The following is a 23,645-nucleotide window of genomic DNA, read 5'->3' on the forward strand; positions in this document are numbered from 1 at the left end:
GGCACTCACAGCCCCTCTTTAGGGGTCTCTTACTCCGCTTCGTGACAGACTCTCCTTTCGCTATGGACATATCCGGGACCCACCTCAGAGCCGTGCGCGCGGCGCTGTTCACGGCGTTCGTCGTGACCCTCGGCACCGCGTCGCACGTGCTGCTGTCCCGGGCCCCGCTGCCGGCGGAGACCGTGGCCGCGGTCGCCGCCGGGATCTTCGCGGGCGCGTACGCGCTGGCGGGCCGCGAGCGCGGCTTCGGCCGGATCGCGGCCCTGCTGATCCCGCTGGAACTGGCCGCCGACACCGTCTTCACCACCGGCCAGCAGACCTGCTACGGCCGGGCGGAAGGCCCGGTCGCCGGTCCCCTGCACGCCTTCGGCTTCGACCTGCTGTGCCGGGGCGGCGCCGTGGGCACCCCGCTCGCCCAGGTCGGCCGGGGCCACGCGGGCACCCTGTTCGCCGACGCCGGTCCGGCCACCGCCTGGCTGCTGCTGGCCGCGCACCTGTGCGTGGGCCTGCTGGCCGCCGCCTGGCTGCGCCGGGGCGAGCGGGCGCTGGTGCAGCTGCTGCGCGCCGTGGCCGCCGTCTCCTTCCGGCCGCTGCTGCTCGCGGTGGCCGCGGTCGCCGTGCGGCCGGCCCCGGTCCGCCGGCTGCCGCGCCCGGCCCCGCGCCCCTCGGCCGCCCGCGACCGGCTCCTCGCGCACTCCCTGGGACGGCGTGGACCGCCGTGCTCCGCCCCGCTCGCCGCTCACTGAGCGGCGGCGGCCCGAGCACCCTCCACCCGTACCCCGCGCGCGGCACGACCGCGCGCCCCCTCAGGGAGATCACCGAGATGAGCAAGCGGAACAGCCAGGCGGCGAAGACGGCGGCCCGGGAGCGGCTGCGCCAGGAACGCGAGCGCCAGGCCAAGCGCGACAAGGCCAGGCGGCAGGCGATCGTGGCCGGTTCGGTCGTGGTCGTGCTGGCCGCGGCCGGCGGCATCGGCTACGCCGTGGTCCAGGCCAACAAGCCCGGCTACTGGGAGCAGATGAAGAGCGCCAAGGTCGTCGCGCCCGCCCACACCACGGGCACGAAGGGCACCACGGTCGTCATCGGCAAGGCGAGCGCCAAGAAGACGCTCAAGATGTACGAGGACCCGCGCTGCCCGGTGTGCGCCCAGTTCGAGCAGACCGTCGGCCCGACCCTGCACAAGGACATCGACGACGGCAAGTTCAAGTACCAGTACGTGGGCGCCACGTTCCTCGACGCCCACGACAACGGCGAGGGCTCCAAGAACGCGCTGAGCGCGCTCGGTGCCGCGCTGAACGTCAGCCCCGAGGCGTTCCTGGACTACAAGACCGCGCTGTACTCCACGAAGTGGCACCCGGACGAGAACGACGACAAGTTCAAGGACGACAGCTACCTGATCAAGGTCGCCGACACCGTCCCGGCGCTGAAGAACAACGCCGCCTTCCAGGACGCGGTCAAGAAGGGCACCTACGACGCCTGGGCGATGGCCATGTCGAAGACCTTCGACGACAACAAGGACGGGGTGACCGGCACGCCGGGCTTCGTCATGGACGGCAAGCAGCTCAACGGCGGCAACATGATCTCCACGGTGGCCGACTTCAACAAGGCGGTGGACGCGGCCATGAAGGGCTGACGGCCGGACCGGGACCGACCGCGCGGTGAAGAGCGGGCGAACTTTCCACGTTCGCCCGCTCTTTTGTTCTACTGCCCGGTAACCTGTTCGGCCGTGACCAGTCGAGACAGATCACTGCCGGCCTCCCAGGGCCCCAACTCCCCTTCCCCGAGCCGCCGTACGGTCGTCAAGGCCGCGGCGGCCACCGCTGTGCTGGCCGGGCCGCTCACCGCCGCGCTGCCGGCCCGCGCCGCCGACCAGGCCCCGGCCTTCCTGCACGGCGTCGCCTCCGGCGACCCGCTGCCCGACGGCATCCTGCTGTGGACCCGGGTGACCCCCGTACCGGAGGCGACCCCCGGCTCGGGCGTCGGGCCGGACACCGAGGTCGGCTGGGTCGTCGCCAAGGACAAGGCCCTCACCCAGGTCGTCGCCAAGGGCTCCACCACCGCGACGGCCGCCTCGGACCACACCGTGAAGGCCGACATCCGCGGACTGGAGCCGGCCACCGACTACTGGTTCCGCTTCTCCAGCGGCGGCACCGACTCCCCGGTGGCCCGCACCCGCACCGCCCCGGCCTCGACCGCCGACATAGCGGGGCTCCGCTTCGGCGTGGTCACCTGCGCCAACTGGGAGGCCGGCTACTTCTCCGCCTACCGCCACCTCGCCGCCCGAAGCGATCTGGACGCCTGGCTGCACCTCGGCGACTACATCTACGAGTACAAGTCCGGCGAGTACGCGGCTCGCGGCAAGGTGGTGCGCCCGCACGCCCCCGCCAACGAGATCATCACGCTCGCCGACTACCGCACCCGGCACGGCAGGTACAAGACCGACCCCGACCTCCAGGCCCTGCACCTGAAGGCACCGGTCATCGCCATCTGGGACGACCACGAGTTCGCCGACAACGCCTGGTCGGGGGGCGCGGTCAACCACACCGAGGGCGCCGAGGGCACCTGGACCGCCCGCAAGGCGGCCGCCAAGCAGGCCTACTTCGAGTGGATGCCGGTGCGCCCGGCGATCGAGGGCACCACCTACCGGCGGCTGCGCTTCGGCAAGCTCGCCGACCTGTCCCTGCTGGACCTGCGCTCGTTCCGCTCCCAGCAGGTGTCCGGCACCAGCGGTTCGGTGGACGGCGCCGACCGCACCATCACCGGCCGGGCCCAGCTGGACTGGCTGAAGGCGGGCCTGAAGGCCTCCGACACCAAGTGGCGGCTGGTCGGCAACTCGGTGATGATCGCGCCGTTCGTCGTCGGCTCGCTCACCGCCGACCTGCTGGGGCCGCTCGCCCAGCTGCTCGACCTGCCGCAGGGCGGCATCGGCGTCAACACCGACCAGTGGGACGGCTACACCCACGACCGCCGCGAGCTGCTCGACCACCTGACCTCGAACAACATCGGCAACACCGTCTTCCTGACCGGCGACATCCACATGTCCTGGGCCAACGACGTGCCGGTGGACGCGGGCACCTACCCGCTGTCGCGGTCGGCCGCCACCGAGTTCGTCATCACCTCGGTGACCTCCGAGAACCTCGACGACATCGTCAAGGTGTCCGAGGGCACGGTCTCCGCGGTCGCCGCGCCGCTCATCGAGGCCGCCAACCGGCACGTCCACTGGGTGGACACCGACCGCCACGGCTTCGGTGTGCTCGACATCACCGCCGACCGCGCCCAGATGGACTACTACGTCCTGTCCGACCGCACCGACCCGAACGCGACCGCCGCCTGGCAGCGCTCGTACCGCACCCGCAGCGGCACGCAGAAGGTCGAGCGGACCTACGACCCGGTGTAGCGCACCCCGCGCGGGCCGCTACGCGGACGGCAGGCCGTCGAGGAAGCCGAGCGCCACGCGCCAGGTGGCCTCGGCGGCCTCCGCGTCGTAGTCCGGCAGCCCGGGGTCGGTGTACAGGTGCCCGGCCCCCGCGTACCGGTAGACCTCCACGTCGGCCCCCGCCCGGCCCATCTGGAGGTACCAGGCGCTGAGCCAGTCGTCCGTCTCGAACGGGTCCGGCTCGGCGACGTGCAGCTGCACCGGCAGCTCGTCCACGTACGCGTTCGCCGCGATGTCCGACGTGCCGTGCAGAAGCAGCAGCCCGCGCGCCTTGGCGTCGCCGAGCGCCAGGGTCTGCGCGATCGAGGCGCCCAGCGAGAACCCGGCGTACACCAGTCCCCGCTCCGAGTACGGCGCCGCCGCCAGCACGGCCCGCTTCAGCAGCTCCTCCTTGCCGATCCCGTCGCTGTACTCCATGCCCTCCTCGACGGTGTCGAACGTCCGGCCCGCGAAGAGGTCCGGCGTCCACACCTGGTGGCCGGCCGTGCGCAGCCGGTCCGCGGCGTCGCGCACCGCGGGCCGCAGCCCGTAGGTCGAGTGAAAGAGCATGATGTTCATGAGGCCATGGTGCCAGCAGCGCCCGTCCCGGCCCCAGCGCGGCCCCGACCGCCGGCGCCCCGGTCCGGCAGCGGTTCACGTCACAGGTTCACGATCGGCGCAGCCGGTTACGTTCGAATGCATGGAGACCGTACTGCGACCGGTGATCGTGGTCGGCGCGTCCGTGTTCCTGACCGTACTGATCGGCTGGTCCACGGACGTCCTGCTGCGCAAGGCCGACGAAGGCCACCCCGAGACCCCGCTGTGGGGACGGCTGCGGCGCGCCCGCGTGCCCTACCAGCTGGTGCTCTGCGCCGCCCTGCTCAGAGGCTCCTACGACCAGGCGAAGCTGTTCCAGGAGCACCGGGTCGGCGTCGGACGGACGCTGACCCTGGTACTGATCGGGGCGGCGGCCTGGCTGGTGATCCGGATCGCGGCGGCCGTGGTCGAGACGACGTACACCCGCTACGCGCGCGCCCACCACGATCCGGCGCGGGTGCGGCGCGTGCGCACCCAGGTCACGCTGATCGTGCGTGTGGTCTCGGCGATCGTCGGGGTGGTCGCGGTGGCCGCGATGCTGCTGACCTTCCCGGCGATGCGCGCGGCGGGCGCCTCCCTGCTGGCCTCGGCCGGTGTCCTCGGCATCGTGGCCGGTGTCGCCGCCCAGTCGACGCTGGCGAACATGTTCGCCGGGCTGCAGATCGCCTTCGGCGACATGGTCCGGCTCGGCGACACGGTCGTCGTGGACGGCGAGTGGGGCACGGTCGAGGAGATCACCCTGACCTTTCTGACGGTACGGACCTGGGACGAGCGCCGGATCACCATGCCGGTGTCGTACTTCACCTCCAAACCCTTCGAGAACTGGTCGCGGGGCACCCCGCAGATGACCGGGATCGTCTACTGGCACCTCGACCACAGCGCGCCGATGGACGCGATGCGCGAGAAGCTGCGCGACATCCTGCGCGAGTGCCCGGCCTGGGACGGCCGCGCCTACGGCCTGGTGGTGACCGACTCGACGCCGAACACCATCCAGGTGCGCGCGCTGGTGACCGCGAAGGACGCCGACGACATATGGACGGTGCGGGTCGCGGTCCGCGAGCAGATGATCAGCTGGCTGTCCGCCGAGCACCCCTACGCGCTGCCCCGGGTCAACACCTCGGACGCGGTGCTCCCGCCCTACCGCGTCCCCTCCCCGGACCGCGGCACCCTGCGCAAGGCCTACGAGTACCCGCGCACCGGCCGGGGCTGAGCGGGGGCCGGTTCAGTGTCCGCGCTCGGCACCTCCGTTCACCTGGATCACCTGTGAGGTGATGTGCGCCGCGGCGGGCGAGGCCAGCCAGTGCAGGGTGGCCGCCACATCGCCGGGCCGGCCCGCCCGGCCGTTGGAGGTCTCGGCGATGAGCTGCGCCCGCCGCTCCTCCGCCATGGCGTCACCGAAGAAGTCGGTGTCCTCGATGTAGCCGGGCGCCACCACGTTCACGGTGATGCCCCGGTGGCCCAGCCGGCGGGCCAGGTCATGGGCGTAGGGGTGCAGCGCGGCCTTGGACGCCCCGTAGGCGCCGCTGCCCGAGCCCCGGTAGGCGGCGATGGAGCTGAGGAAGAGCACCCGCCCGCCGGGTTCGGCCAGCCGCTCCTCCAGGGCCTCGGTCAGGAGGGCCGCGGTCAGGGTGTTGAGCTGGAAGGCGACCGTCCACGCGTGGGCCACCCGGTCGAGGGGGTCGTCGCCGGCGGCCGGGGGCTCCAGCTGCCCGGAGCCGCCCGCGCTGTGCACGAGCACGTCGACGGTGCCGAACTCCTTGGCGACGAGGCGGGCGACGCCCCGCACGTCGGCGGGGTCGGTGAGGTCCGCCGCGTGGGTGAGCGCCCCCGGCACCCCGGCCTTCTCCAGTACCTCCGCGCGCCGCCCGAGGAGCAGCACCCGGTCCCCGTCCTCGGCGAAGGCCCGGGCCGTCGCCAGCCCGATGCCCGTACCGCCTCCGCTGATCACGATGTTGCGAGTCATGATCCGAGCGTAGGAGCGTGCCGCCGCCCGCGCTTGCCTTTGTCCACAACCACGGTGTGTTCGTATGACCGCACAACTGCGCCGGCTGTGGACAGACGCCCGGTCGACCGCGGTGCGACGAGCGGGGGAAGCGGGCAGGAGCCCGGAAACCGCGGTGCGACCGCGTCACCGGCGCTAGCGCAGGCTGCGCACGTCGAGGTGGCGCAGGATGCGGTCCACGATCTCCGGGTCCATGCCCGGCTCGCTGCGCGCCGCCAGCACCTCGTGCCGGGCCGCGCTGAGCATCTCGCCCTGGATGCGCCGGATCCGCTTCAGCCGCTTGGCCCGCTGGTGCTGTGCCTCGCGCCGCTCCTCCTCGCCCATGTCCGGGCTGATCCGGATGCCGATGTCGAACGCCTGCCGCAGCATCTGCTCGGACAGCTCCTCGGGCAGGTCCTCCACCTGCTCGATCTCCCGCAGCCGGCGCTTGGCCGCCTTCGCCGCGCGCACCGCCAGCTCCTTCTCGTACTCCTTCTCCCGCTCGGAGTCGGCCTGCACCCTGAGCCGGTCGACCAGCCAGGGCAGCGTCAGCCCCTGGACCACCAGGGTGGCGACGATCACCCCGAAGGCGATGAAGACGATCTCGTCCCGGTCCGGGAAGGGCCGTCCGGCGTCGGTCTCCAGCGGAATGGCCAGCGCCAGCGCGACCGACGCCACCCCGCGCATCCCGGACCACCACATCACCACCGTCTCCCGCCAGCTGGTCGGGATCTCCTCGTCCAGGTCGCGGCGGGCGTGCAGCCGTTTGGTCAGCCAGGTCGCCGGCAGCAGCCACAGCAGCCGGACGACGATCACCACACCGGCGACGGCGGCCGCCCAGCCGATCAGCTCGCCCCAGCGGCCGCTGGCCGTGCGGATGGCGTTGTGCAGCTCCAGACCGATCAGCCCGAAGGCGACGCCCGTGACCAGGGTGTCGATGATGTCCCAGAAGGTGTGTCCGGCCAGCCGGGTCATCACGTCGTCGGCGCCGGTGGCGTACTCGGAGAGGTACAGGGCGGTGGTGAGCACCGCGAGCACGCCGGAGCCGTGCAGCTTCTCGGCGAGTACATAGGAGGCGTACGGCACCAGCAGGGTCATGCCGATCTGGAGGGTCGGGTCGCCCAGCAGGTCCATCAGCCGGTTGGCACCCCAGCCCAGCGCCAGTCCCACGACCACCGCGACCACCGCGGACAGCACCAGCTCCAGTCCGGCGTGCCACGGCGAGAACGTGCCGCTCACCGCGGCGGCGATCGCCACGTGGTAGAGCACGATCGCCGTGACGTCGTTGAACAGCCCCTCGCCCTCCAGGATGGAGACCAGGCGGCGCGGCAGCCCGAGTTGCCCGGCGACGCTGGTCGCGGCGACCGGGTCGGGCGGAGCGATCAGCGCGCCGAGCGCCACGGCGGCGGCGACCGACAGGCCGGGCACGATCGCGTTGGCGACGAAGGCGACGCACACCATGGTCACGAACACCAGGGCGACGGCCAGCATCAGGATCGGGCGCTTGTTGGCCGTGAACTGCCGCCAGGAGGTGCGGCGTACGGCCGCGTACAGCAGCGGCGGCAGCAGCCCGGGCAGGATCAGCTCGGGCGGGATGTTCACGTTGGGCACGAAGTCGGCGACCGCCAGGACCCCGCCGAACAGCGTCATCAGCACCGGGGCGGGCAGCTTGAGCCGGTCCCCCACCGGAACGCTCACCAGGGCCCCGAGCAGCAGGACGAACAACAGAGCCAACTGATTCAAGGCCGGCGCTCCTGGGTCGACGATCACACGAGAGGCTTCAAGCCTGCCACGCGACCCGGGCACCGGCCGTCCCGGCACATCGCCCCGGGGGGTCCGCCGTACCCTCGTTCACCGGCGCTTTCGCCGGCCGCTCCGGGGAACGGCTACAGGGCGCGGCGCATCGAGCGGTGCGGTATGCCCGCGTCCGGGAACTCCGGACCGTACGCCTCGTAGCCCAACCGCTCGTAGAAACCCAGCGCCTGGGTCTGCGCGTGCAGGTCCACCGCGGCGAGGCCACGCGCGCGGGCCGCGTCCTCGATGGCCCGCACCAGGGCGGCGCCGATGCCGAGCCCGCGGGCCTCCCGGGCGACGGCGAGCCGCCCGAGCGAGCCGACGGACGGGTCCGCGCCGGTCTTGGCGACGGCCGCCGCTCCGGTCAGCAGCCGGCCCGTGCCCAGCGGCACGCCGTCCGCGCGGACCGCCAGCACATGCACGGCGACGGCGTCGTACTCGTCGTACTCGATGGCTTCGTCGACGCCCTGTTCGCGGACGAAGACCTCCTTGCGGACCGCGAAACAGGCCTCCAGGTCGGCGGGGTCCTCGGCGATCCGCAGGGTGTGCCGCGCGCCGTGGTCCGCGCTCATCCGTACGTCTCCTCACGGACCTGGTCGAGGGCCCGCTGGAGGTCCTCCGGGTAGTCGGACTCGAACTCCACCCAGCGACCGTCCCCCGGGTGCTCGAAGCCGAGCCGCACGGCGTGCAGCCACTGGCGGGTCAGGCCCAGCCGCTTGGCCAGGGTGGGATCGGCGCCATAGGTCAGGTCGCCGACGCACGGGTGGCGGTGCGCGGCCATGTGGACGCGGATCTGGTGGGTGCGGCCGGTCTCCAGCTTCACGTCGAGCAGGGAGGCGGCGCGGAACGCCTCGATGAGGTCGTAGTGCGTCACCGAGGGCTTGCCGTCGGCGGTGACCGCCCACTTGTAGTCGTGGTTCGGGTGGCGGCCGATGGGGGCGTCGATGGTGCCGCTCGTCGGGTCCGGGTGGCCCTGGACCAGGGTGTGGTAGCGCTTGTCGACCGTGCGCTCCTTGAACTGGCGCTTGAGCGAGGTGTACGCGTACTCCGACTTGGCGACCACCATCAGGCCGGACGTGCCCACGTCGAGGCGGTGCACGATGCCCTGGCGCTCGGCGGCGCCGGAGGTGGAGATCCGGTAGCCGGCGGCGGCGAGACCGCCGATGACGGTGGGGCCGGACCAGCCCGGCGAGGGGTGCGCGGCCACGCCGACCGGCTTGACGATCACGACCACGTCGTCGTCGTCGTGCACGATCTCCATGCCCTCGACCGGCTCGGCGACCACCTGCACCGGGGCGGGCGCCTGCGGCATCTCGACCTCCAGCCAGGCGCCGCCGCGCACCCGCTCGGACTTGCCGACCACCGCGCCGTCGACCTGCACCTTGCCGGCCGCGGCCAGCTCGGCCGCCTTCGTGCGGGAGAAGCCGAACATGCGGGAGATGGCGGCGTCGACGCGCTCGCCCTCCAGGCCGTCGGGCACGGGCAGGGTACGGATCTCGGGAATCGTGCTCACCCGTCGAGTATGCCGGACGGGCGGACGGCCCCCGCACGAGCCTGTGGAAAACCGGCTCCGGCCCGGTGTTCCGGGCCGGCCGAGCCGTCAGTTGGTGTGGATGGTGCCGTCCGGGTCCCGGCCGAGGAAGGACAGCAGCACGATCAGGATGCCGCCGCACACGATCGCCGAGTCCGCGAGGTTGAAGATCGCGAAGCCCTTGGGCGCGATGAAGTCCACCACCTCGCCCTTGAAGAGGCCGGGCGCCCGGAAGATCCGGTCGGTCAGGTTGCCGAGCGCACCGCCGAGCAGCAGGCCGAGCGCGACCGCCCAGGGGAAGCTGTAGAGCTTGCGGGCCAGCCGGATGATCACCACGATCACGGCGGCGGCGATCACCGTGAAGATCACGGTGAAGGCGGGGGCGAAACCGAAGGCGGCGCCGGGGTTGCGGGTGGCGTGCAGCTCCAGCAGGTCCCCGACGACCTCGACCGGCGCCCGGCCCTCCAGCTTGGCCACCACCAGCATCTTGCTGATCAGGTCGAGCGCGTAGGCGAACGCCGCCACGGAGAACAGCACGGCGATCCGTCGTCCACGGCCGCTGCGCGTCTGCTCCGGCGTCCGCCGCTCGCTGTCGTCCGAAGTGTCCGGCGTTCCGATGACGCTCTCCGCCTCTGCCACGTGAGTCCCTCAACCTAGATGCCCGAGTGAGGACGAGACTACGGCACGCCCCTGCGCCGTCACACGTTCAGGAGCGGCGTTCCTGCTTCTGCTTGCACTCCACGCACAGGGTGGCCCGCGGGAAGGCCTGCATCCGGGCCTTGCCGATGGGCTTGCCGCAGTTCTCGCACAGCCCGTAGGTGCCCGCGTCCAGCCGTTCCAGCGCCCGTTCGGTCTGGACCAGCATCTCGCGCGCGTTGGCGGCCAGCGCCAGCTCGTGCTCGCGGGTGATGTTCTTGGTGCCGGTGTCGGCCTGGTCGTCGCCCGCGCCGTCCCCGGAGTCGCGCATCAGGCCGACGAGGGACGCCTCGGACGAGCTGATCTCCGCCCGCAGCCGCTCCATCTCGGACTGGAGCTCCGCGCGCGCCTCGGCGACCTCCTCCCCGCTCCAGGGGTCCTCGCCGGGGCGCACCGCCAGTTCGCCCGGCTCCGCCGCGGCGGCGCGTGCCTTGGGTACGGCGCCGTCCTCCGCCATGGCCGTGCCAGGGGTCTTCTTCGCAACCACCGTCGTGGCTCCCGTCTGCTCCGCGGCCCGCGCCGCGCCCGCCTTCTTGGCCGTGCTCCGCTCGTCCGGCGCCGCCTCGTGGGCCACGGCCTTCGCGGTGTTCCCGGCGGCGGCCTTCTCCGCCGGGGTGCTGCCGACCGCGGCGGCCTCGCCGACCGCGGCATCGTGCTTCGCCGGGGAGCCCTTCGCGGGGACGTCCTTGGCCGGCACGTCCTTGGCCGCGGTCTTCTCGGCGGCCGTCTTCTTCCCCGGTCTCTTCTCGGTGGCCTTCTCCGCGGTCGCCTTCCCGGCCACCGCTTTCCCGGTCATCGCTTTCCCGGCCACCGCTTTCCCGGCCGCCGTCTTCTTGGCCGCCGTCTTCTTCGCCACCGCCTTCTTGGCCGCCGTTTTCCCGGCCACCGCCTTCTTGGCCGCGGCCTTCTTCGCCGCTGCCTTCTTCGCCACCGGATGCCCGGCGGCCTCCTCGGCCACGCCCGGCTGCTCCACGAACGGCTTCACGGTGGCTCCCTTCTCCGCGACGGCCTTCCCCGCGGGCTTCGCGGCCGTGCTCTTCCTCGCGGGCGTGGCCTTCTTCCCGGCCGTGCCCTTCTTCGCCGCCGTCTCCCCGGCCACGGCCTTGTCCGCGGTCTTCTTCGCCACCATGGCCGCGGCCCCTTCACATATTGTGATCTTGCGCGCGAATCGTGCTGGGACGATAAATCGACTCGAGTCCCGCGGCAACGGGGCACACCGCCCGATTCGCCCGCCCGCACCCCCGCGCCGCGGGCCTGCATCCGTTGTGCCCAGCTCCCCGCCGGGTAATCCGCCGGGCCGGGCGCACCCGGAAGCCCGCGCCCCGCACCCTCGCCATTCGGGGCATCCGGCCCCGTCGCCGGCCCGCCCGCCCCCGCCGCCCCGAAAAGCGGTCGGCCGCTGTCCGTGCGGCGCCGTACACTGGGCGGAGCGAGAAGCGTGGATGGGGACGAGTAGCGGCGTACGCAGCCCAGAGCGACCCGGGGACGGTGGAAGCCCGGGGGCGAGCGCGACGTGAAGATCACCCCGGAGCCACCGGAAGAACGCCGCGGCCCGAGGGGCCGGGTCAGTAGAACCGGTTTCGCGAACCCAATGAGGGGGCTCACCGGCGCACAGGGCGCGGCGGCGGGCCAAGGAGGGTGGTACCGCGGGAGCGCGCCGCACACGGCGTGAAGGATCGAAGCTCTCGTCCCTCCGACGGAAGGCAGCAAGTCCGTTGGAGGATGCTCGCAGATGACAGCGCCGACGTACCGCCAGGTGCCCGCACAGGTCGACCTGCCCGCGCTTGAGCACGCCGTGCTCGACTTCTGGCGCGAGCAGAAGATCTTCGCCAAGACCCTGGAGCAGTCCGAGGGCCGCCCGGAGTGGGTGTTCTACGAGGGCCCGCCCACCGCCAACGGCATGCCCGGCGCCCACCACATCGAGGCGCGCGTCTTCAAGGACGTCTTCCCCCGTTTCCGCACCATGCGCGGCTACCACGTGGCCCGCAAGGCCGGCTGGGACTGCCACGGCCTGCCCGTGGAGCTGGCCGTCGAGAAGGAGCTGGGCTTCTCCGGCAAGCAGGACATCGAGGCGTACGGCATCGCCGAGTTCAACGCCAAGTGCCGCGAGTCCGTGACCCGGCACACCGACGCCTTCGCCGAGCTGACGACCCGCATGGGCTACTGGGTCGACCTGGACGACGCCTACCGGACCATGGACCCGGAGTACGTGGAGTCGGTCTGGTGGTCGCTGAAGGAGATCTTCGGCAAGGGCCTGCTGGTCCAGGACCACCGCGTCGCCCCCTGGTGCCCGCGCTGCGGCACCGGCCTGTCCGACCACGAGCTGGCGCAGGGCTACGAGACGGTCGTGGACCCCTCGGTCTACGTCCGCTTCCCGCTCACCTCCGGACCGCTCGCCGGCGAGGCCGCGCTCCTGGTGTGGACGACGACCCCCTGGACCCTGGTCTCCAACACGGCGGTCGCCGCGCACCCCGAGGTCACCTACGTCGTCGCCACCGACGGCGAGGAGAAGGTCGTCGTCGCCGAGCCGCTGCTCGGCAAGGCGCTCGGCGAGGGCTGGGAGCCCACCGGGCAGACCTTCACCGGTGCCGAGATGGAGCGCTGGACCTACCAGCGCCCCTTCGAGCTGGTCGAGTTCCCCGAGCCGGCGCACTACGTGGTGAACGCCGAGTACGTGACCACCGAGGACGGTACGGGTCTGGTCCACCAGTCCCCCGCCTTCGGTGAGGACGACCTCAAGGTCTGCCGCTCCTACGGTCTGCCCGTGGTCAACCCGGTGCGCCCCGACGGCACCTTCGAGGAGGACGTGCCGCTGGTCGGCGGCGTCTTCTTCAAGAAGGCGGACGAGAAGCTCACCGAGGACCTCAAGCAGCGCGGCCTGCTCTTCCGGCACCTGCCCTACGAGCACAGCTACCCGCACTGCTGGCGCTGCCACACCGCGCTGCTCTACTACGCGCAGCCCTCCTGGTACATCCGTACGACGGCCGTCAAGGACCGTCTCATCCAGGAGAACGAGAAGACCAACTGGTTCCCCGACACGGTCAAGCACGGCCGGTTCGGCGACTGGCTGAACAACAACATCGACTGGGCGCTGTCCCGCAACCGCTACTGGGGCACCCCGCTGCCCATCTGGCGCTGCGAGGACGACCACCTCACCTGCGTCGGCTCCCGCGCGGAGCTGTCCGAGCTGTCCGGCACCGACCAGTCGGAGCTCGACCCGCACCGCCCGTACATCGACGCGATCACCTTCGCCTGCCCGCAGGAGGGCTGCGGCAAGACGGCCACGCGCGTGCCGGAGGTCATCGACGCCTGGTACGACTCGGGCTCGATGCCGTTCGCGCAGTGGGGCTACCCGTACAAGAACAAGGAGCTGTTCGAGAGCCGTTACCCGGCGCAGTTCATCTCCGAGGCGATCGACCAGACCCGCGGCTGGTTCTACACGCTGATGGCGGTCGGCACCCTGGTGTTCGACAAGTCGTCGTACGAGAACGTCGTGTGCCTCGGCCACATCCTCGCCGAGGACGGCCGCAAGATGTCCAAGCACCTGGGCAACATCCTCCAGCCGATCCCGCTGATGGACCAGCACGGCGCGGACGCGGTGCGCTGGTTCATGGCGGCCGGCGGCTCCCCGTGGGCGGCCCGCCGGGTCGGCCACGGCACCATCCAGGAGGTCGTCCGCAAGACCCTGCTGACGTACTGGAACACGGTCGCCTTCCAGGCGCTGTACGCGCGTACGTCGAACTGGGCGCCGAGCGCGGCCGACCCGGCCCCGGCCGAGCGCCCGCTGATCGACCGCTGGCTGCTGTCCGAACTGCACGCGCTCACCGACCAGGTGACGCAGGCCCTGGAGGGGTACGACACCCAGCGCGCCGGCAAGCTGCTGTCCGCGTTCGTGGACGACCTGTCCAACTGGTACGTCCGCCGCTCGCGCCGCCGCTTCTGGCAGGGCGACAAGGCCGCGCTGCGCACGCTGCACGAGGTGCTGGAGACGGTCACCAAGCTGATGGCGCCGCTCACCCCGTTCATCACCGAGCGGGTGTGGCAGGACCTGATCGTGCCGGTCACCCCGGGCGCGCCGGAGTCGGTGCACCTCGCGTCCTGGCCCGAGGCGGACCTCGGCGCCATCGACCCGGAGCTGTCGAAGCAGATGGTCCTGGTGCGCCGGCTGGTGGAGCTGGGCCGGGCCACGCGCGCGGAGTCGGGCGTCAAGACGCGTCAGCCGCTGTCCCGCGCGCTGATCGCCGCGAGCGGTTTCGACACCCTCCACCCCGAACTGCACGCGCAGATCACCGAGGAGCTGAACGTCTCCTCGCTGGCGTCGCTGTCCGAGGTGGGCGGCTCCCTGGTGGACACCACCGCGAAGGCCAACTTCCGCGCGCTGGGCAAGCGGTTCGGCAAGCGGGTGCAGGAGGTCGCCAAGGCCATCGCCGCCGCGGACGCCGCCGCGCTGTCGCTGGCGCTGCGCCAGGGCACCGCGTCGGTGGAGGTGGACGGCGAGACGATCAAGCTGGCGCCGGACGAGGTGATCATCACCGAGACCCCGCGCGAGGGCTGGTCGGTGGCGTCCGACTCCGGTGCGACGGTGGCGCTGGACCTGGAGATCACCGAGGAGCTGCGGCAGGCCGGGCTCGCCCGGGACGCGATCCGGCTGATCCAGGAGGCGCGCAAGAACAGCGGCCTGGACGTGGCCGACCGGATCGCCCTGCGCTGGACGTCCACGGACCCGGCGGTGATCGCGGCGCTCGGCGAGCATGCCGAACTCATCGCCGAGGAGGTCCTGGCGACCGACTTCGGGCAGGGTGAGGGCGACGACGGCTATGGCGAGACCTTCACCGACGAGGGCCTGAGCCTGACGTTCCGGCTGCGGAAGGCGTAAGCGCCCACGGCCCGTGCGGAAGGGCCCGGCCTCCGGTTCGGAGGCCGGGCCCTTCCGCACGGGGGCCGAGCGCGAACTCGCGGGCGAACAACCGAAAGGAAGCGGCCCCGGACGGATGTCCGGGGCCGCTTCCTACGCGCTGCCGACGCCTATGGCGTACTACTCACCGTCGTCGGCGCTCAGTTGTCGTCCTCGTCGATCAGGAAACCGCGCATCGGCGAGGGGGCCTGGCCCATCGGGGACGGACCCTGCGGGCGGACCGGAGCCATCGGCTGGGTCATGGCGGGCGTCATCTGCTGCTGACCGCCGTAGGACGGGCCGGACGACTGCGCGGGCGAGCCGCCCATCGTCTGGTTGCCGCCGTAGGACGGGGCGCTCGCGCCGGCCGGTGCCATGGAAGGCGCCGGGGACGGCGGCAGGGACGCGGCGGCCGGGGTGCGCGGCGGGGCCAGCGAGTCGTCGGCCTGGGTCTCCAGCTGACGCAGCTGCGACTCCAGGTACGACTTCAGGCGCGTGCGGTACTCGCGTTCGAAGCCGCGCAGGTCCTCGACCTTGCGCTCCAGCGTGGCGCGGGCGGACTCCAGGGAGCCCATCGCGACACGGTGCTTCTCCTGCGCGTCCCGCTCCAGCGCGTCGGCCTTGGCGCGGGCGTCACGCTCCAGACCCTCGGCGCGGCTGCGGGCCTCGCCGACGATCTTGTTGGCCTCGGAGCGGGCCTCGGCGATCGCCTGGTCGGCGGTCTGCTGGGCCAGCGAGAGGACACGCGCGGCGCTGTCGCCACCGGGACCCTGACCGGGACCGCCCATGGGACCACCCATGGGGCCGCCCATCGGACCGCCCATGGGGCCGCCCATCTGCTGCTGCATGGGCGGCTGACCGCCCATCGGGCCCTGTCCCATCGGACCCTGGCCCATCGGGCCGGGGCCCTGCGGACCACCCTGACCGCCGGGGCCGGCGGGCAGCTGCGGAGCACCGCTGGGCAGCTGGGGCGGGCCTCCCATGGGGCCGCCCATCTGCTGCTGCGGCGGGCCCGATATCCCGGCGGGCACCGGCGCGCCGGGACCTCGCATGCCCTGCTGCTGTTGTTGCTGCTGCTGTTCCTGCTGCTCCGGAGGCTTGCGAGCGTTCTGCTGGTTCTGCGCGGCGGCACGCGTGGCGGCGGCCAGCTTCGCGCGGAGGTCCTCGTTCTCCCGGAGCAGACGGGTCAGTTCGGCTTCGACCTCGTCGAGGAAGGCATCGACCTCGTCCTCGTCATAGCCTTCTCGGAGGCGGACGGTCGTGAACTGCTTGTTCCGCACGTCCTCGGGGGTCAACGGCATCTCTTCACCTCAACGTAGTCATCGGCAGTCGGCAAGACCGGGTCGTCCACACGCTCATCTCACGAAGTTCTGCACGATGGCGATGAGAATGTAGACGATGATCATCAGTACGAAGAAGGACAGGTCGAGCGCCACGCCCCCGAGACGCAGCGGCGGAATGAACCGCCGCAGAAGCTTCAGCGGTGGATCGGTGACAGTGTAGGTGGCCTCCAGTACGACCACCATCGCCTTGCCGGGTTGCCATGAGCGGGCGAACTGGAAGACGTAGTCCATGACCAGCCGGAAGATGAGGATGACGAGAAACACCATCAGCGCGATGTAGATCACCTGCGCGAACACGCTCATGGCCTGCGGTTCCCTCTCCCCTGTTCCGTGCTCTTCCGTGCTTCGGTCCGGTCTGCGTCTCAGCTCTGGTTGAAGAACCCGCCCTCTGCGATGCGGGCCTTGTCCTCCGCCGTGACATCGACGTTAGCAGGAGACAACAGGAACACCTTCTGCGTCACCCGCTCGATACTGCCGTGAAGACCAAACACCAATCCGGCCGCAAAGTCGACAAGTCGCTTCGCGTCTGTGTCGTCCATCTCGGTCAGATTCATGATCACCGGAGTGCCCTCACGGAAGTGTTCCCCGATGGTACGGGCCTCGTTGTAGGTCCGTGGGTGCAATGTGGTGATCCGGTAAGGCTCTCGTTCCGACACGACCTTGGGCATGATCACCGGCGCGTTCTTCTCCAGGGACTGACGTTCTTGTGTGATGGACGCCACGGGCGCGATACGCGCCGGGCGCCCCGATTCCGCGGGTAGCGAAGCCGATTGGGAGACCGGCTCGCGCGGCGCCGGAGGCTGCACCACTCGCACCGATTCATCCCTTTGGGGTTGATGTACCCCGTGCGACTGATGTGACACCTCGTGTCGCCGGTGGTCCCGCTCGGGCTCCGGGTCCAACTCGGGCTCGAAATCGTCATCGGGGTCGAATCCGCGGCCGTCGTACCCATCGTCCTCCACGAGGCCGAGGTAGACCGCCATCTTGCGCATCGCGCCGGCCATGCTCTGAGTCCTCCGCTCTGTGGTGGATCGGCTGACGACTGCCAAGTGCCCGCGATCCACGCGGTCGTTGTGTCCGTTTCGCGAACACTGACCATATTTTCTGCTGTGGTCCGACTTCCTGGCGACGTTACCCGAGCCGGGGACGGACACCGAGTACCGCAGTGCCGACGCGCACATGTGTCGCCCCGGCCGCCACGGCCTGTTCAAGGTCCGCACTCATCCCTGCCGACACCATGGTTGCAGCCGGATGGGCTCGGCGCAGGTCGGTCGACAAATCCATGAGGCGCTCGAACGCCGCCTGTTCGCGCCCCGCGTACTCCCCGGTGAGCGGGGCGACGGTCATCAGTCCGTCGAGCCGCAGTCCCGGCGATCGGGCGACGAGTTCGGCCAACTCTTCGATTCCCTCGGGGGCGACGCCCCCGCGCTCACCCCGCCCGCTCGCGCCGGCGTCGAGCGCCACCTGGACCAGGCAGCCCACCTCGCGCCCGGCGCGCACCGCCTCCTTGGAGAGTGCGGTGACCAGCCGGTCGCGGTCGATCGACTGCACGACATCGGCGTAACCGACCACGGAACGCACCTTGTTGGTCTGCAACTGACCGACAAAGTGCCATTCCAGCGGCAGATCCGCGCACTCCGCGGCCTTCGGCGCGGCGTCCTGGTCGCGGTTCTCGGCGACGTGGCGCACACCGAGCTCCGACAGGATCCGCACATCGCTCGCCGGGTAGGTCTTGGTGACCACGATCAGGGTCACCTCGTCGCGGGCGCGCCCCGCCGCCGCGCAGGCGCGGGCGATGCGCTCCTCCACTGTCGCCAGGTTCCCGGCGAGTTCGGTCTTACGGTCCGTCATTCCCCATCAGTCCAGCCAGACATAGCCCGCGAGCCGCCCGGTGGTGCGGTCGCGGCGGTATGAGAAGTGGTCGCCCGACTCCAGCGTGCACACCGGCGAATGCGCCCGGTCGCACACCCCGAGCCGGTCGAGCTGCGCGTGCACCCCGGCGCTCACGTCGACCGCCGGAGTGCCCCAGCTGGTCTCGGCGTGCGCCGTCGGCTCCACGGCCGCCACCTCGGCGCGCATCTGCTCCGGCACCTCGTAGCACCGGCCGCAGACGGCCGGTCCGGTGCGGGCGACGATCCGCTCGGGTGCGGCGCCGAGTTCGACCATGGCCCGTACGGCGGCGGGGACGACCCCCTTGACCATGCCGGGCCGGCCCGCGTGCGCCGCGGCGGCGACCCCGGCGACGGGGTCGGCGAGGAGCACCGGCACGCAGTCGGCGGTGAGGACGGCGAGGGCGAGCCCGCGCCGGGCGGTGACGAGTGCGTCGACCTCCGGCACCGGGTTCCCGCTCCCCCAGGGCTCGTCCACCACGGCCACCTCGGCGCCGTGCACCTGGTTCATCCACACCACGCGGGCGGGGTCCAGAGCGAGCGTCTTGGCGGCGAGTTCGCGGTTGGCCCGTACGGCCTCGGGCGTGTCGCCGACCGCGCCGCCGAGGTTCAGCTCCTCATACGGAGCGGCGCTCACCCCGCCCCACCGGTCGGTGAAGGCGAAGTGCGCGCCGCTCACGCTCTCGCGCTGTCCTATCACTTCAGGAAGTCCGGGACGTCCAGTTCCTCGGCCGCGCTGTCCGAGTAGGCGGGACGCGGCACCGGCGGCACCGGCGGGGCGACCGGGATGTCGGCGACCGGCTCGGGGGCCGGCTCCGGCTCCTCCTTGGGCTTGACGCTGCCGAGGGAGCCGAAGGACGGACGGCTCTCCGGCTGCCGTGCCGGGGCCGGCTCCTCGCGGCGGGCGGGGGCCGAACCGGAGGTCTGGCCAAGGGCGTTGTCCCGGCGGGCCGGCGGCTGGCCGCCGTCGAAGCCGGCCGCGATCACGGTGACCCGGACCTCGTCGCCGAGGGCGTCGTCGATGACGGCGCCGAAGATGATGTTGGCCTCGGGGTGGGCGGCCTCGCTGACCAGCTGGGCGGCCTCGTTGATCTCGAACAGACCGAGGTCGGAGCCGCCGGAGATGGACAGCAGCACGCCCCGGGCGCCGTCGATGGACGCCTCCAGGAGCGGCGAGGAGATCGCCATCTCGGCCGCGGCCACCGCGCGGTCGTCGCCGCGGGCCGAGCCGATGCCCATGAGGGCCGAACCGGCCTCGGACATGACCGACTTCACATCGGCGAAGTCCAGGTTGATCAGGCCCGGGGTGGTGATGAGGTCGGTGATGCCCTGGACACCGGAGAGCAGGACCTGGTCCGCGGACTTGAAGGCGTCCAGGACCGAGACCTGGCGGTCCGAGATGGACAGCAGCCGGTCGTTCGGGATGACGATGAGGGTGTCGACCTCTTCGCGCAGTTCCGCGATGCCGTCCTCGGCCTGGTTCGCGCGGCGCCGTCCCTCGAAGGTGAACGGGCGCGTGACCACGCCGATGGTGAGGGCGCCCAGGGAGCGCGCGATGTTGGCCACGACGGGCGCGCCGCCGGTGCCGGTGCCGCCGCCTTCACCGGCCGTCACGAAGACCATGTCGGCCCCCTTGAGGACCTCCTCGATCTCCTCGCGGTGGTCCTCGGCGGCCTTGCGGCCGACGGCCGGGTTGGCGCCGGCGCCGAGTCCGCGGGTGAGTTCCCGGCCGACGTCCAGCTTGACGTCGGCGTCGCTCATCAACAGCGCCTGTGCGTCGGTGTTGATGGCGATGAACTCGACACCCTTGAGACCGACCTCGATCATCCGGTTGATGGCATTGACACCACCGCCGCCGACACCGATGACCTTGATGACTGCGAGGTAGTTCTGCGGTGCTGCCACGTCGAAGGCCTCTCGCCTCGAATTACGTCGTCGCCGCCGGGCGGTGCCCCGCGCCGGGACGACAGATGCCGAATGGGACGGTCCGTAGCGCCGACCCGAACCCTAAGCCTGAAGTTTAGGGTTACCAGTGTGTCTGTTCCCTGGAGTCTTCTGAACAGGACACTAAGTCGACAAGTGGCGCCCGTTCAACGAACACGCCGAACCTCCCGTTTTTCTTTTCACCCTATGTGATCAGGCATAGCGGTGCCCAACCAGGGTGCTGGCCTGCACTGATGCGCGTCAACTCCCCGATGACGCCGGGGCGGTGGGGACGCTGACGTCGAAGTGCCGTGCGCCGGAAGCTGCTTTCATGAGCGCGGTGAGGCTCCGTGCCTTGGCGCGGCCGTTCTCGGCGCTGCCCCAGGCGACGGTGCGGCCGTCCGCCAACTCCAGTTCGACGTCGTCGTAGGAACGGACCAGGACGGTCCGGGTGAGACTTCCCACGGGGCGCGGCAGGTCGCCGGCGATCCGGACCGCCTCCCGCGTCAGCCGGTCGGGGCCGAAGCGGCGCAGGCTCGCCGCGGCCGGACCGGTTGCGGACGCGGAGATCCGCAGCAGCGGAACGCCCTTGGGCGGCTGGGAGACCGTGGCGAACCGGACGCCCTCGCGGTCGACTTCGACGAAGCCCCGGCCCTTGCGGATCAGCAGGACCGGAGTGCGCTCGGCCACCTTCAACTCGATGCCGTGCGGCCAGGAACGCGTCACCTCGACGGTGTCGATCCGGGGCAGTTCCCGGCGCAGCCGGGCCTCGATGCCGCCGGTGTCCACCGAGACCATCGGCGCCCCGACCGGAACGGCCGCGGCCGCGCGCACCTCGGCGGGGGTCAGCACCCGGGTGCCGGAGACCGGAACCCGGGTGACCCGCAGCCAGGAGGAGCCGTACAACACCCATACGGAACCGGCTCCCACGAGCACCACGGCCACGGCCAGGATGACGATCGTACGAAGGCGTGGTCGTCCGAGTCCGCGGGCGAGCGGCGGGCCGGACGACTCCTGCTGGCGTTCCCCGCGCTGACGGGTCGTCGGTCCGGCCACGCTCACTGCCCTTTCGTCATACGGTCCTAACGGCGCGAGGCGATGGCCTCGTACACCATGCCGACGAGCAGGTCGTCGGCGTCCCGGCGGCCGAACTCGCTCGCGGAGCGGGACATCTCGTAGAGGCGGTGCGGATCGGCGAGCACGGGCAGCACGTTCTGCTGCACCCACTCCGGCGTCAGTTCCGCGTCGTCCACGAGGAGTCCGCCGCCCGCCTTGACCACCGGCTGGGCGTTCAGCCGCTGTTCGCCGTTGCCGATGGGCAGCGGGACGTAGGCGGCCGGGAGCCCGACGGCGGAGAGTTCGGCGACGGTCATCGCGCCCGCGCGGCAGAGCATCATGTCGGCCGCGGCGTACGCGAGGTCCATCCGGTCCAGGTAACTTACCGGGATATAGGGGGGCATCCCCGGCATCTGCTGCACACGCGGCAGTTCGTTCTTCGGGCCGACCGCGTGCAGGATCTGGATGCCGGCCTGCTGGAGCCACGGGGCGACCGCCTGCGTCACCTCGTTGAGCCGGCGGGCGCCCTGCGAGCCGCCGGACACCAGCAGCGTGGGCAGGTTGGGGTCGAGGCCGAAGCGGTGCCGGGCCTCGGGGCGGACGGCGGCGCGGTCCAGCGTGGCGATGGAGCGGCGCAGCGGGATGCCGATGTACCGGGCGCCCCGCAGCTTGCTGTCCGGCGTGGAGACGGCGACCTGGGCCGCGTACCGGGAGCCGATCTTGTTGGCCAGGCCCGGGCGCGCGTTGGCCTCGTGGATCACGATCGGCACGCCGAGCCGCTTGGCGGCCAGGTAGCCGGGCAGGGCGACGTAGCCGCCGAAGCCGACCACGGCGTCCGCCTTGGTGCGCTCCAGGATCTGCTCGGCGGCCTTGATGGTGCCGCGCAGCCGGCCCGGGACGGTGATCAGCTCGGGAGTGGGCTTGCGCGGCAGCGGCACCGCCGGGATCAGCGCCAGCTCGTAGCCGCGCTCCGGTACGAGCCGGGTCTCCAGGCCGCGCTCCGTGCCCAGGGCCGTGATCCCCACGGTCGGGTCCTGCCTGCGCAGGGCGTCCGCGAGGGCGAGCGCGGGCTCGATGTGGCCGGCGGTCCCTCCACCGGCGAGTACGACATGCACCGAAATTCACCGCTCTCCGGACGAACGCGCCGCCGAGGCACGCCGTCGCATCGTGTTCCATCTCCGAGGCCCCCGCTCCGCACCGGAGCCTCCCGCCCGCTTTCTACCAAAGCGAGGTTGCCGCCTCGCAAGTGCCGTCCGCGCGGCGGGCTCGTCACGCGCGAAGGCGATCAGCAGCCCGACGGCGAACATGGTCGGCAGCAGGGCGGACCCTCCGTAGGAGAACAGCGGGAGCGGGACGCCGGCGATCGGCAGCAGGCCGAGCACCGCCCCGATGTTGATCACCGCCTGAGCGATGATCCAGGTGGTCACGCCTCCCGCGGCGTACCTCACGAAGGGGTCCTTCGTGCGTCCGGCCACGCGGATACCCGCATAGCCTAGAGCCGCGAACAGGGCGAGCACCGACAGCGTCCCCGCCAGACCCAGTTCCTCACCGGTGACCGCGAAGATGAAGTCGGTGTGCGCTTCCGGGAGTTGACCCCATTTTTCCACACTCGCGCCGAGCCCGGAGCCGAAGAGTCCGCCGGAGGCGAGCGCGTAGATGCCGTGCACGGCCTGCCAGCAGTCGGCGCCCTGGGCGCGGGGCTCGGTGGCGCCGATGCAGGCGAGGCGGGCCATCCGGTTGGGGCTGGTCTCGATGAGGATCACCCCGATCACGGCCGCGACCGAGAGCACGCCCGCGAACAGCCGGGTCGGGGCGCCCGCGAGCCACAGCAGGCCGAACAGGATCGCTGTGAGAATGATCGCGGTTCCCATGTCGCCGCCGAGCATGATCAGTCCGAGCAGCAGGAAGGCGGCCGGCACCAGCGGCACCAGCATGTGCTTCCACTGGGTCAGCAGCCTCCGCTCCTGCTTGCGGGCGATCAGGTCCGCACCCCACAGCACCAGGGCGAGCTTGCCGAACTCGCTGGGCTGGATCTGGAAGGAGCCGCCCAGGGAGATCCAGTTCTGGTTGCCGTTGACCGACATGCCGATCCCGGGCACCTGCACCAGAGCCATCAGGAAGACGGCGGCGGCGAGGATCGGATAGGCCAGCGCCCGGTGCAGTTTCACCGGCATCCGGGAGGCCGCCAGCAGCAGCACCCCGCCGATCACGGCGGCCAGCAGCTGCTTGCGGAAGAAGTAGGAGCCCGGCAGCGCCATCTGGAGCGCGGTGACCTGGGAGGCCGAGTAGACCATCACCAGGCCCAGCACCGTGATCAGCGTGCTGCCGCCGGCGATCAGGTAGTAGGCGGTCAGCGGCCGGTCCCAGGCCCGCCGCGCGCGTGTGACGGCCCGCTGTACGGGGTTCTCGCGCACGGACCGGGATACGGCGGGGCGCCGGGACGCCCGCTGCACGGGGGGCTTTCCGGTACGGCTACTGGGCATCGGCGCCTCCACTGAACGTCGGCCGCCCCACGCGTCCCTCCCA

Annotated in this window: 21 protein-coding genes; 5 read left to right on the forward strand and 16 right to left on the reverse strand. The window is 71.5% G+C overall.

Annotation, left to right across the window (positions count from 1 at the left end):
- The first annotated feature begins 62 nt into the window (after nt 1–62).
- From BLW85_RS12220 to BLW85_RS12230, 3 genes are all read left to right on the forward strand, one after another.
- Entirely contained in the window at nt 63–746 is a 684-nt protein-coding gene (locus tag BLW85_RS12220; protein ID WP_070028569.1) for a hypothetical protein, read from the forward strand.
- Nucleotides 747–823: 77 nt separating this feature from the next.
- Nucleotides 824–1,633, forward strand: coding sequence for a thioredoxin domain-containing protein (locus tag BLW85_RS12225; RefSeq protein ID WP_070028710.1), 810 nt, complete (start codon nt 824–826; stop codon nt 1,631–1,633).
- Nucleotides 1,634–1,726: 93 nt separating this feature from the next.
- Nucleotides 1,727–3,397 carry an alkaline phosphatase D family protein gene (locus BLW85_RS12230; protein WP_074992056.1) on the forward strand — a complete coding sequence of 557 codons (1,671 nt, stop codon included), beginning with the start codon at nt 1,727–1,729 and terminating at the stop codon, nt 3,395–3,397.
- Between the two features lie 18 nt (nt 3,398–3,415).
- On the opposite strand, the gene BLW85_RS12235 is transcribed toward BLW85_RS12230, so the two are convergent.
- Entirely contained in the window at nt 3,416–3,994 is a 579-nt protein-coding gene (locus BLW85_RS12235) for a dienelactone hydrolase family protein (protein WP_070028571.1), read from the reverse strand.
- A 121-nt stretch (nt 3,995–4,115) separates the two neighbouring features.
- Here BLW85_RS12235 and BLW85_RS12240 point away from each other — a divergent pair, with 121 nt between their 5' ends.
- The gene (locus tag BLW85_RS12240) at nt 4,116–5,222 is read left to right on the forward strand and encodes a mechanosensitive ion channel family protein (RefSeq protein ID WP_074992057.1); all 1,107 of its coding nucleotides are present in this window, start codon (nt 4,116–4,118) and stop codon (nt 5,220–5,222) included.
- Between the two features lie 12 nt (nt 5,223–5,234).
- Here the strand turns inward: BLW85_RS12240 and BLW85_RS12245 are convergent, their stop codons facing one another.
- The 6 genes from BLW85_RS12245 to BLW85_RS12270 form a co-directional block, all read right to left on the reverse strand.
- Nucleotides 5,235–5,975, reverse strand: a complete 741-nt coding sequence (locus BLW85_RS12245) for an SDR family NAD(P)-dependent oxidoreductase (RefSeq protein ID WP_070028573.1) — start codon at nt 5,973–5,975, stop codon at nt 5,235–5,237.
- A 174-nt stretch (nt 5,976–6,149) separates the two neighbouring features.
- Nucleotides 6,150–7,736: a Na+/H+ antiporter gene (locus BLW85_RS12250; RefSeq protein ID WP_074992058.1), complete on the reverse strand. Its 1,587-nt coding sequence runs from the start codon at nt 7,734–7,736 to the stop codon at nt 6,150–6,152.
- Nucleotides 7,737–7,879: 143 nt separating this feature from the next.
- Nucleotides 7,880–8,359: a GNAT family N-acetyltransferase gene (locus tag BLW85_RS12255; RefSeq protein WP_070028575.1), complete on the reverse strand. Its 480-nt coding sequence runs from the start codon at nt 8,357–8,359 to the stop codon at nt 7,880–7,882.
- Nucleotides 8,356–9,300, reverse strand: coding sequence for an RluA family pseudouridine synthase (locus tag BLW85_RS12260; protein ID WP_070028576.1), 945 nt, complete (start codon nt 9,298–9,300; stop codon nt 8,356–8,358). The genes BLW85_RS12255 and BLW85_RS12260 overlap by 4 nt, the downstream gene beginning before the upstream one ends.
- Before the next feature lie 87 nt (nt 9,301–9,387).
- A complete protein-coding gene (gene lspA / locus BLW85_RS12265) occupies nt 9,388–9,957 on the reverse strand; it encodes a signal peptidase II (RefSeq protein WP_070028577.1) in 570 nt (189 codons plus the stop codon).
- 67 nt (nt 9,958–10,024) lie between these two features.
- Nucleotides 10,025–11,143, reverse strand: coding sequence for a TraR/DksA C4-type zinc finger protein (locus tag BLW85_RS12270; RefSeq protein ID WP_074992059.1), 1,119 nt, complete (start codon nt 11,141–11,143; stop codon nt 10,025–10,027).
- Between the two features lie 603 nt (nt 11,144–11,746).
- Here BLW85_RS12270 and ileS point away from each other — a divergent pair.
- On the forward strand, nt 11,747–14,890 hold the full coding sequence (ileS, locus tag BLW85_RS12275; RefSeq protein WP_074992060.1) for an isoleucine--tRNA ligase: 3,144 nt from the start codon (nt 11,747–11,749) through the stop codon (nt 14,888–14,890).
- 179 nt (nt 14,891–15,069) lie between these two features.
- On the opposite strand, the gene BLW85_RS12280 is transcribed toward ileS, so the two are convergent.
- From BLW85_RS12280 to ftsW, 9 genes are all read right to left on the reverse strand, one after another.
- Nucleotides 15,070–16,209 (reverse strand): DivIVA domain-containing protein, encoded by a 1,140-nt coding sequence (locus tag BLW85_RS12280; RefSeq protein ID WP_167381401.1) that lies wholly within the window; start codon nt 16,207–16,209, stop codon nt 15,070–15,072.
- A 54-nt stretch (nt 16,210–16,263) separates the two neighbouring features.
- Nucleotides 16,264–16,554 carry a YggT family protein gene (locus tag BLW85_RS12285; RefSeq protein WP_070028580.1) on the reverse strand — a complete coding sequence of 97 codons (291 nt, stop codon included), beginning with the start codon at nt 16,552–16,554 and terminating at the stop codon, nt 16,264–16,266.
- A 59-nt stretch (nt 16,555–16,613) separates the two neighbouring features.
- Entirely contained in the window at nt 16,614–17,255 is a 642-nt protein-coding gene (locus tag BLW85_RS12290) for a cell division protein SepF (RefSeq protein WP_070028581.1), read from the reverse strand.
- A gap of 127 nt (nt 17,256–17,382) precedes the next feature.
- The gene (locus tag BLW85_RS12295; RefSeq protein ID WP_070028582.1) at nt 17,383–18,102 is read right to left on the reverse strand and encodes a YggS family pyridoxal phosphate-dependent enzyme; all 720 of its coding nucleotides are present in this window, start codon (nt 18,100–18,102) and stop codon (nt 17,383–17,385) included.
- A 6-nt stretch (nt 18,103–18,108) separates the two neighbouring features.
- Nucleotides 18,109–18,840 carry a peptidoglycan editing factor PgeF gene (gene pgeF, locus BLW85_RS12300; RefSeq protein ID WP_071828675.1) on the reverse strand — a complete coding sequence of 244 codons (732 nt, stop codon included), beginning with the start codon at nt 18,838–18,840 and terminating at the stop codon, nt 18,109–18,111.
- On the reverse strand, nt 18,837–20,045 hold the full coding sequence (ftsZ, locus tag BLW85_RS12305; RefSeq protein WP_070028584.1) for a cell division protein FtsZ: 1,209 nt from the start codon (nt 20,043–20,045) through the stop codon (nt 18,837–18,839). The genes pgeF and ftsZ overlap by 4 nt, the downstream gene beginning before the upstream one ends.
- A 279-nt stretch (nt 20,046–20,324) precedes the next feature.
- Nucleotides 20,325–21,119, reverse strand: a complete 795-nt coding sequence (locus tag BLW85_RS12310) for a cell division protein FtsQ/DivIB (RefSeq protein ID WP_070028712.1) — start codon at nt 21,117–21,119, stop codon at nt 20,325–20,327.
- A 26-nt stretch (nt 21,120–21,145) separates the two neighbouring features.
- Nucleotides 21,146–22,234 carry an undecaprenyldiphospho-muramoylpentapeptide beta-N-acetylglucosaminyltransferase gene (murG, locus tag BLW85_RS12315; RefSeq protein WP_070028585.1) on the reverse strand — a complete coding sequence of 363 codons (1,089 nt, stop codon included), beginning with the start codon at nt 22,232–22,234 and terminating at the stop codon, nt 21,146–21,148.
- A gap of 6 nt (nt 22,235–22,240) precedes the next feature.
- Nucleotides 22,241–23,602: a putative lipid II flippase FtsW gene (gene ftsW, locus BLW85_RS12320; protein ID WP_074992061.1), complete on the reverse strand. Its 1,362-nt coding sequence runs from the start codon at nt 23,600–23,602 to the stop codon at nt 22,241–22,243.
- Between the last annotated feature and the right edge of the window lie 43 nt (nt 23,603–23,645).

The organism is Streptomyces misionensis, from assembly GCF_900104815.1.
GTDB classification, from domain to species: domain Bacteria; phylum Actinomycetota; class Actinomycetes; order Streptomycetales; family Streptomycetaceae; genus Streptomyces; species Streptomyces misionensis.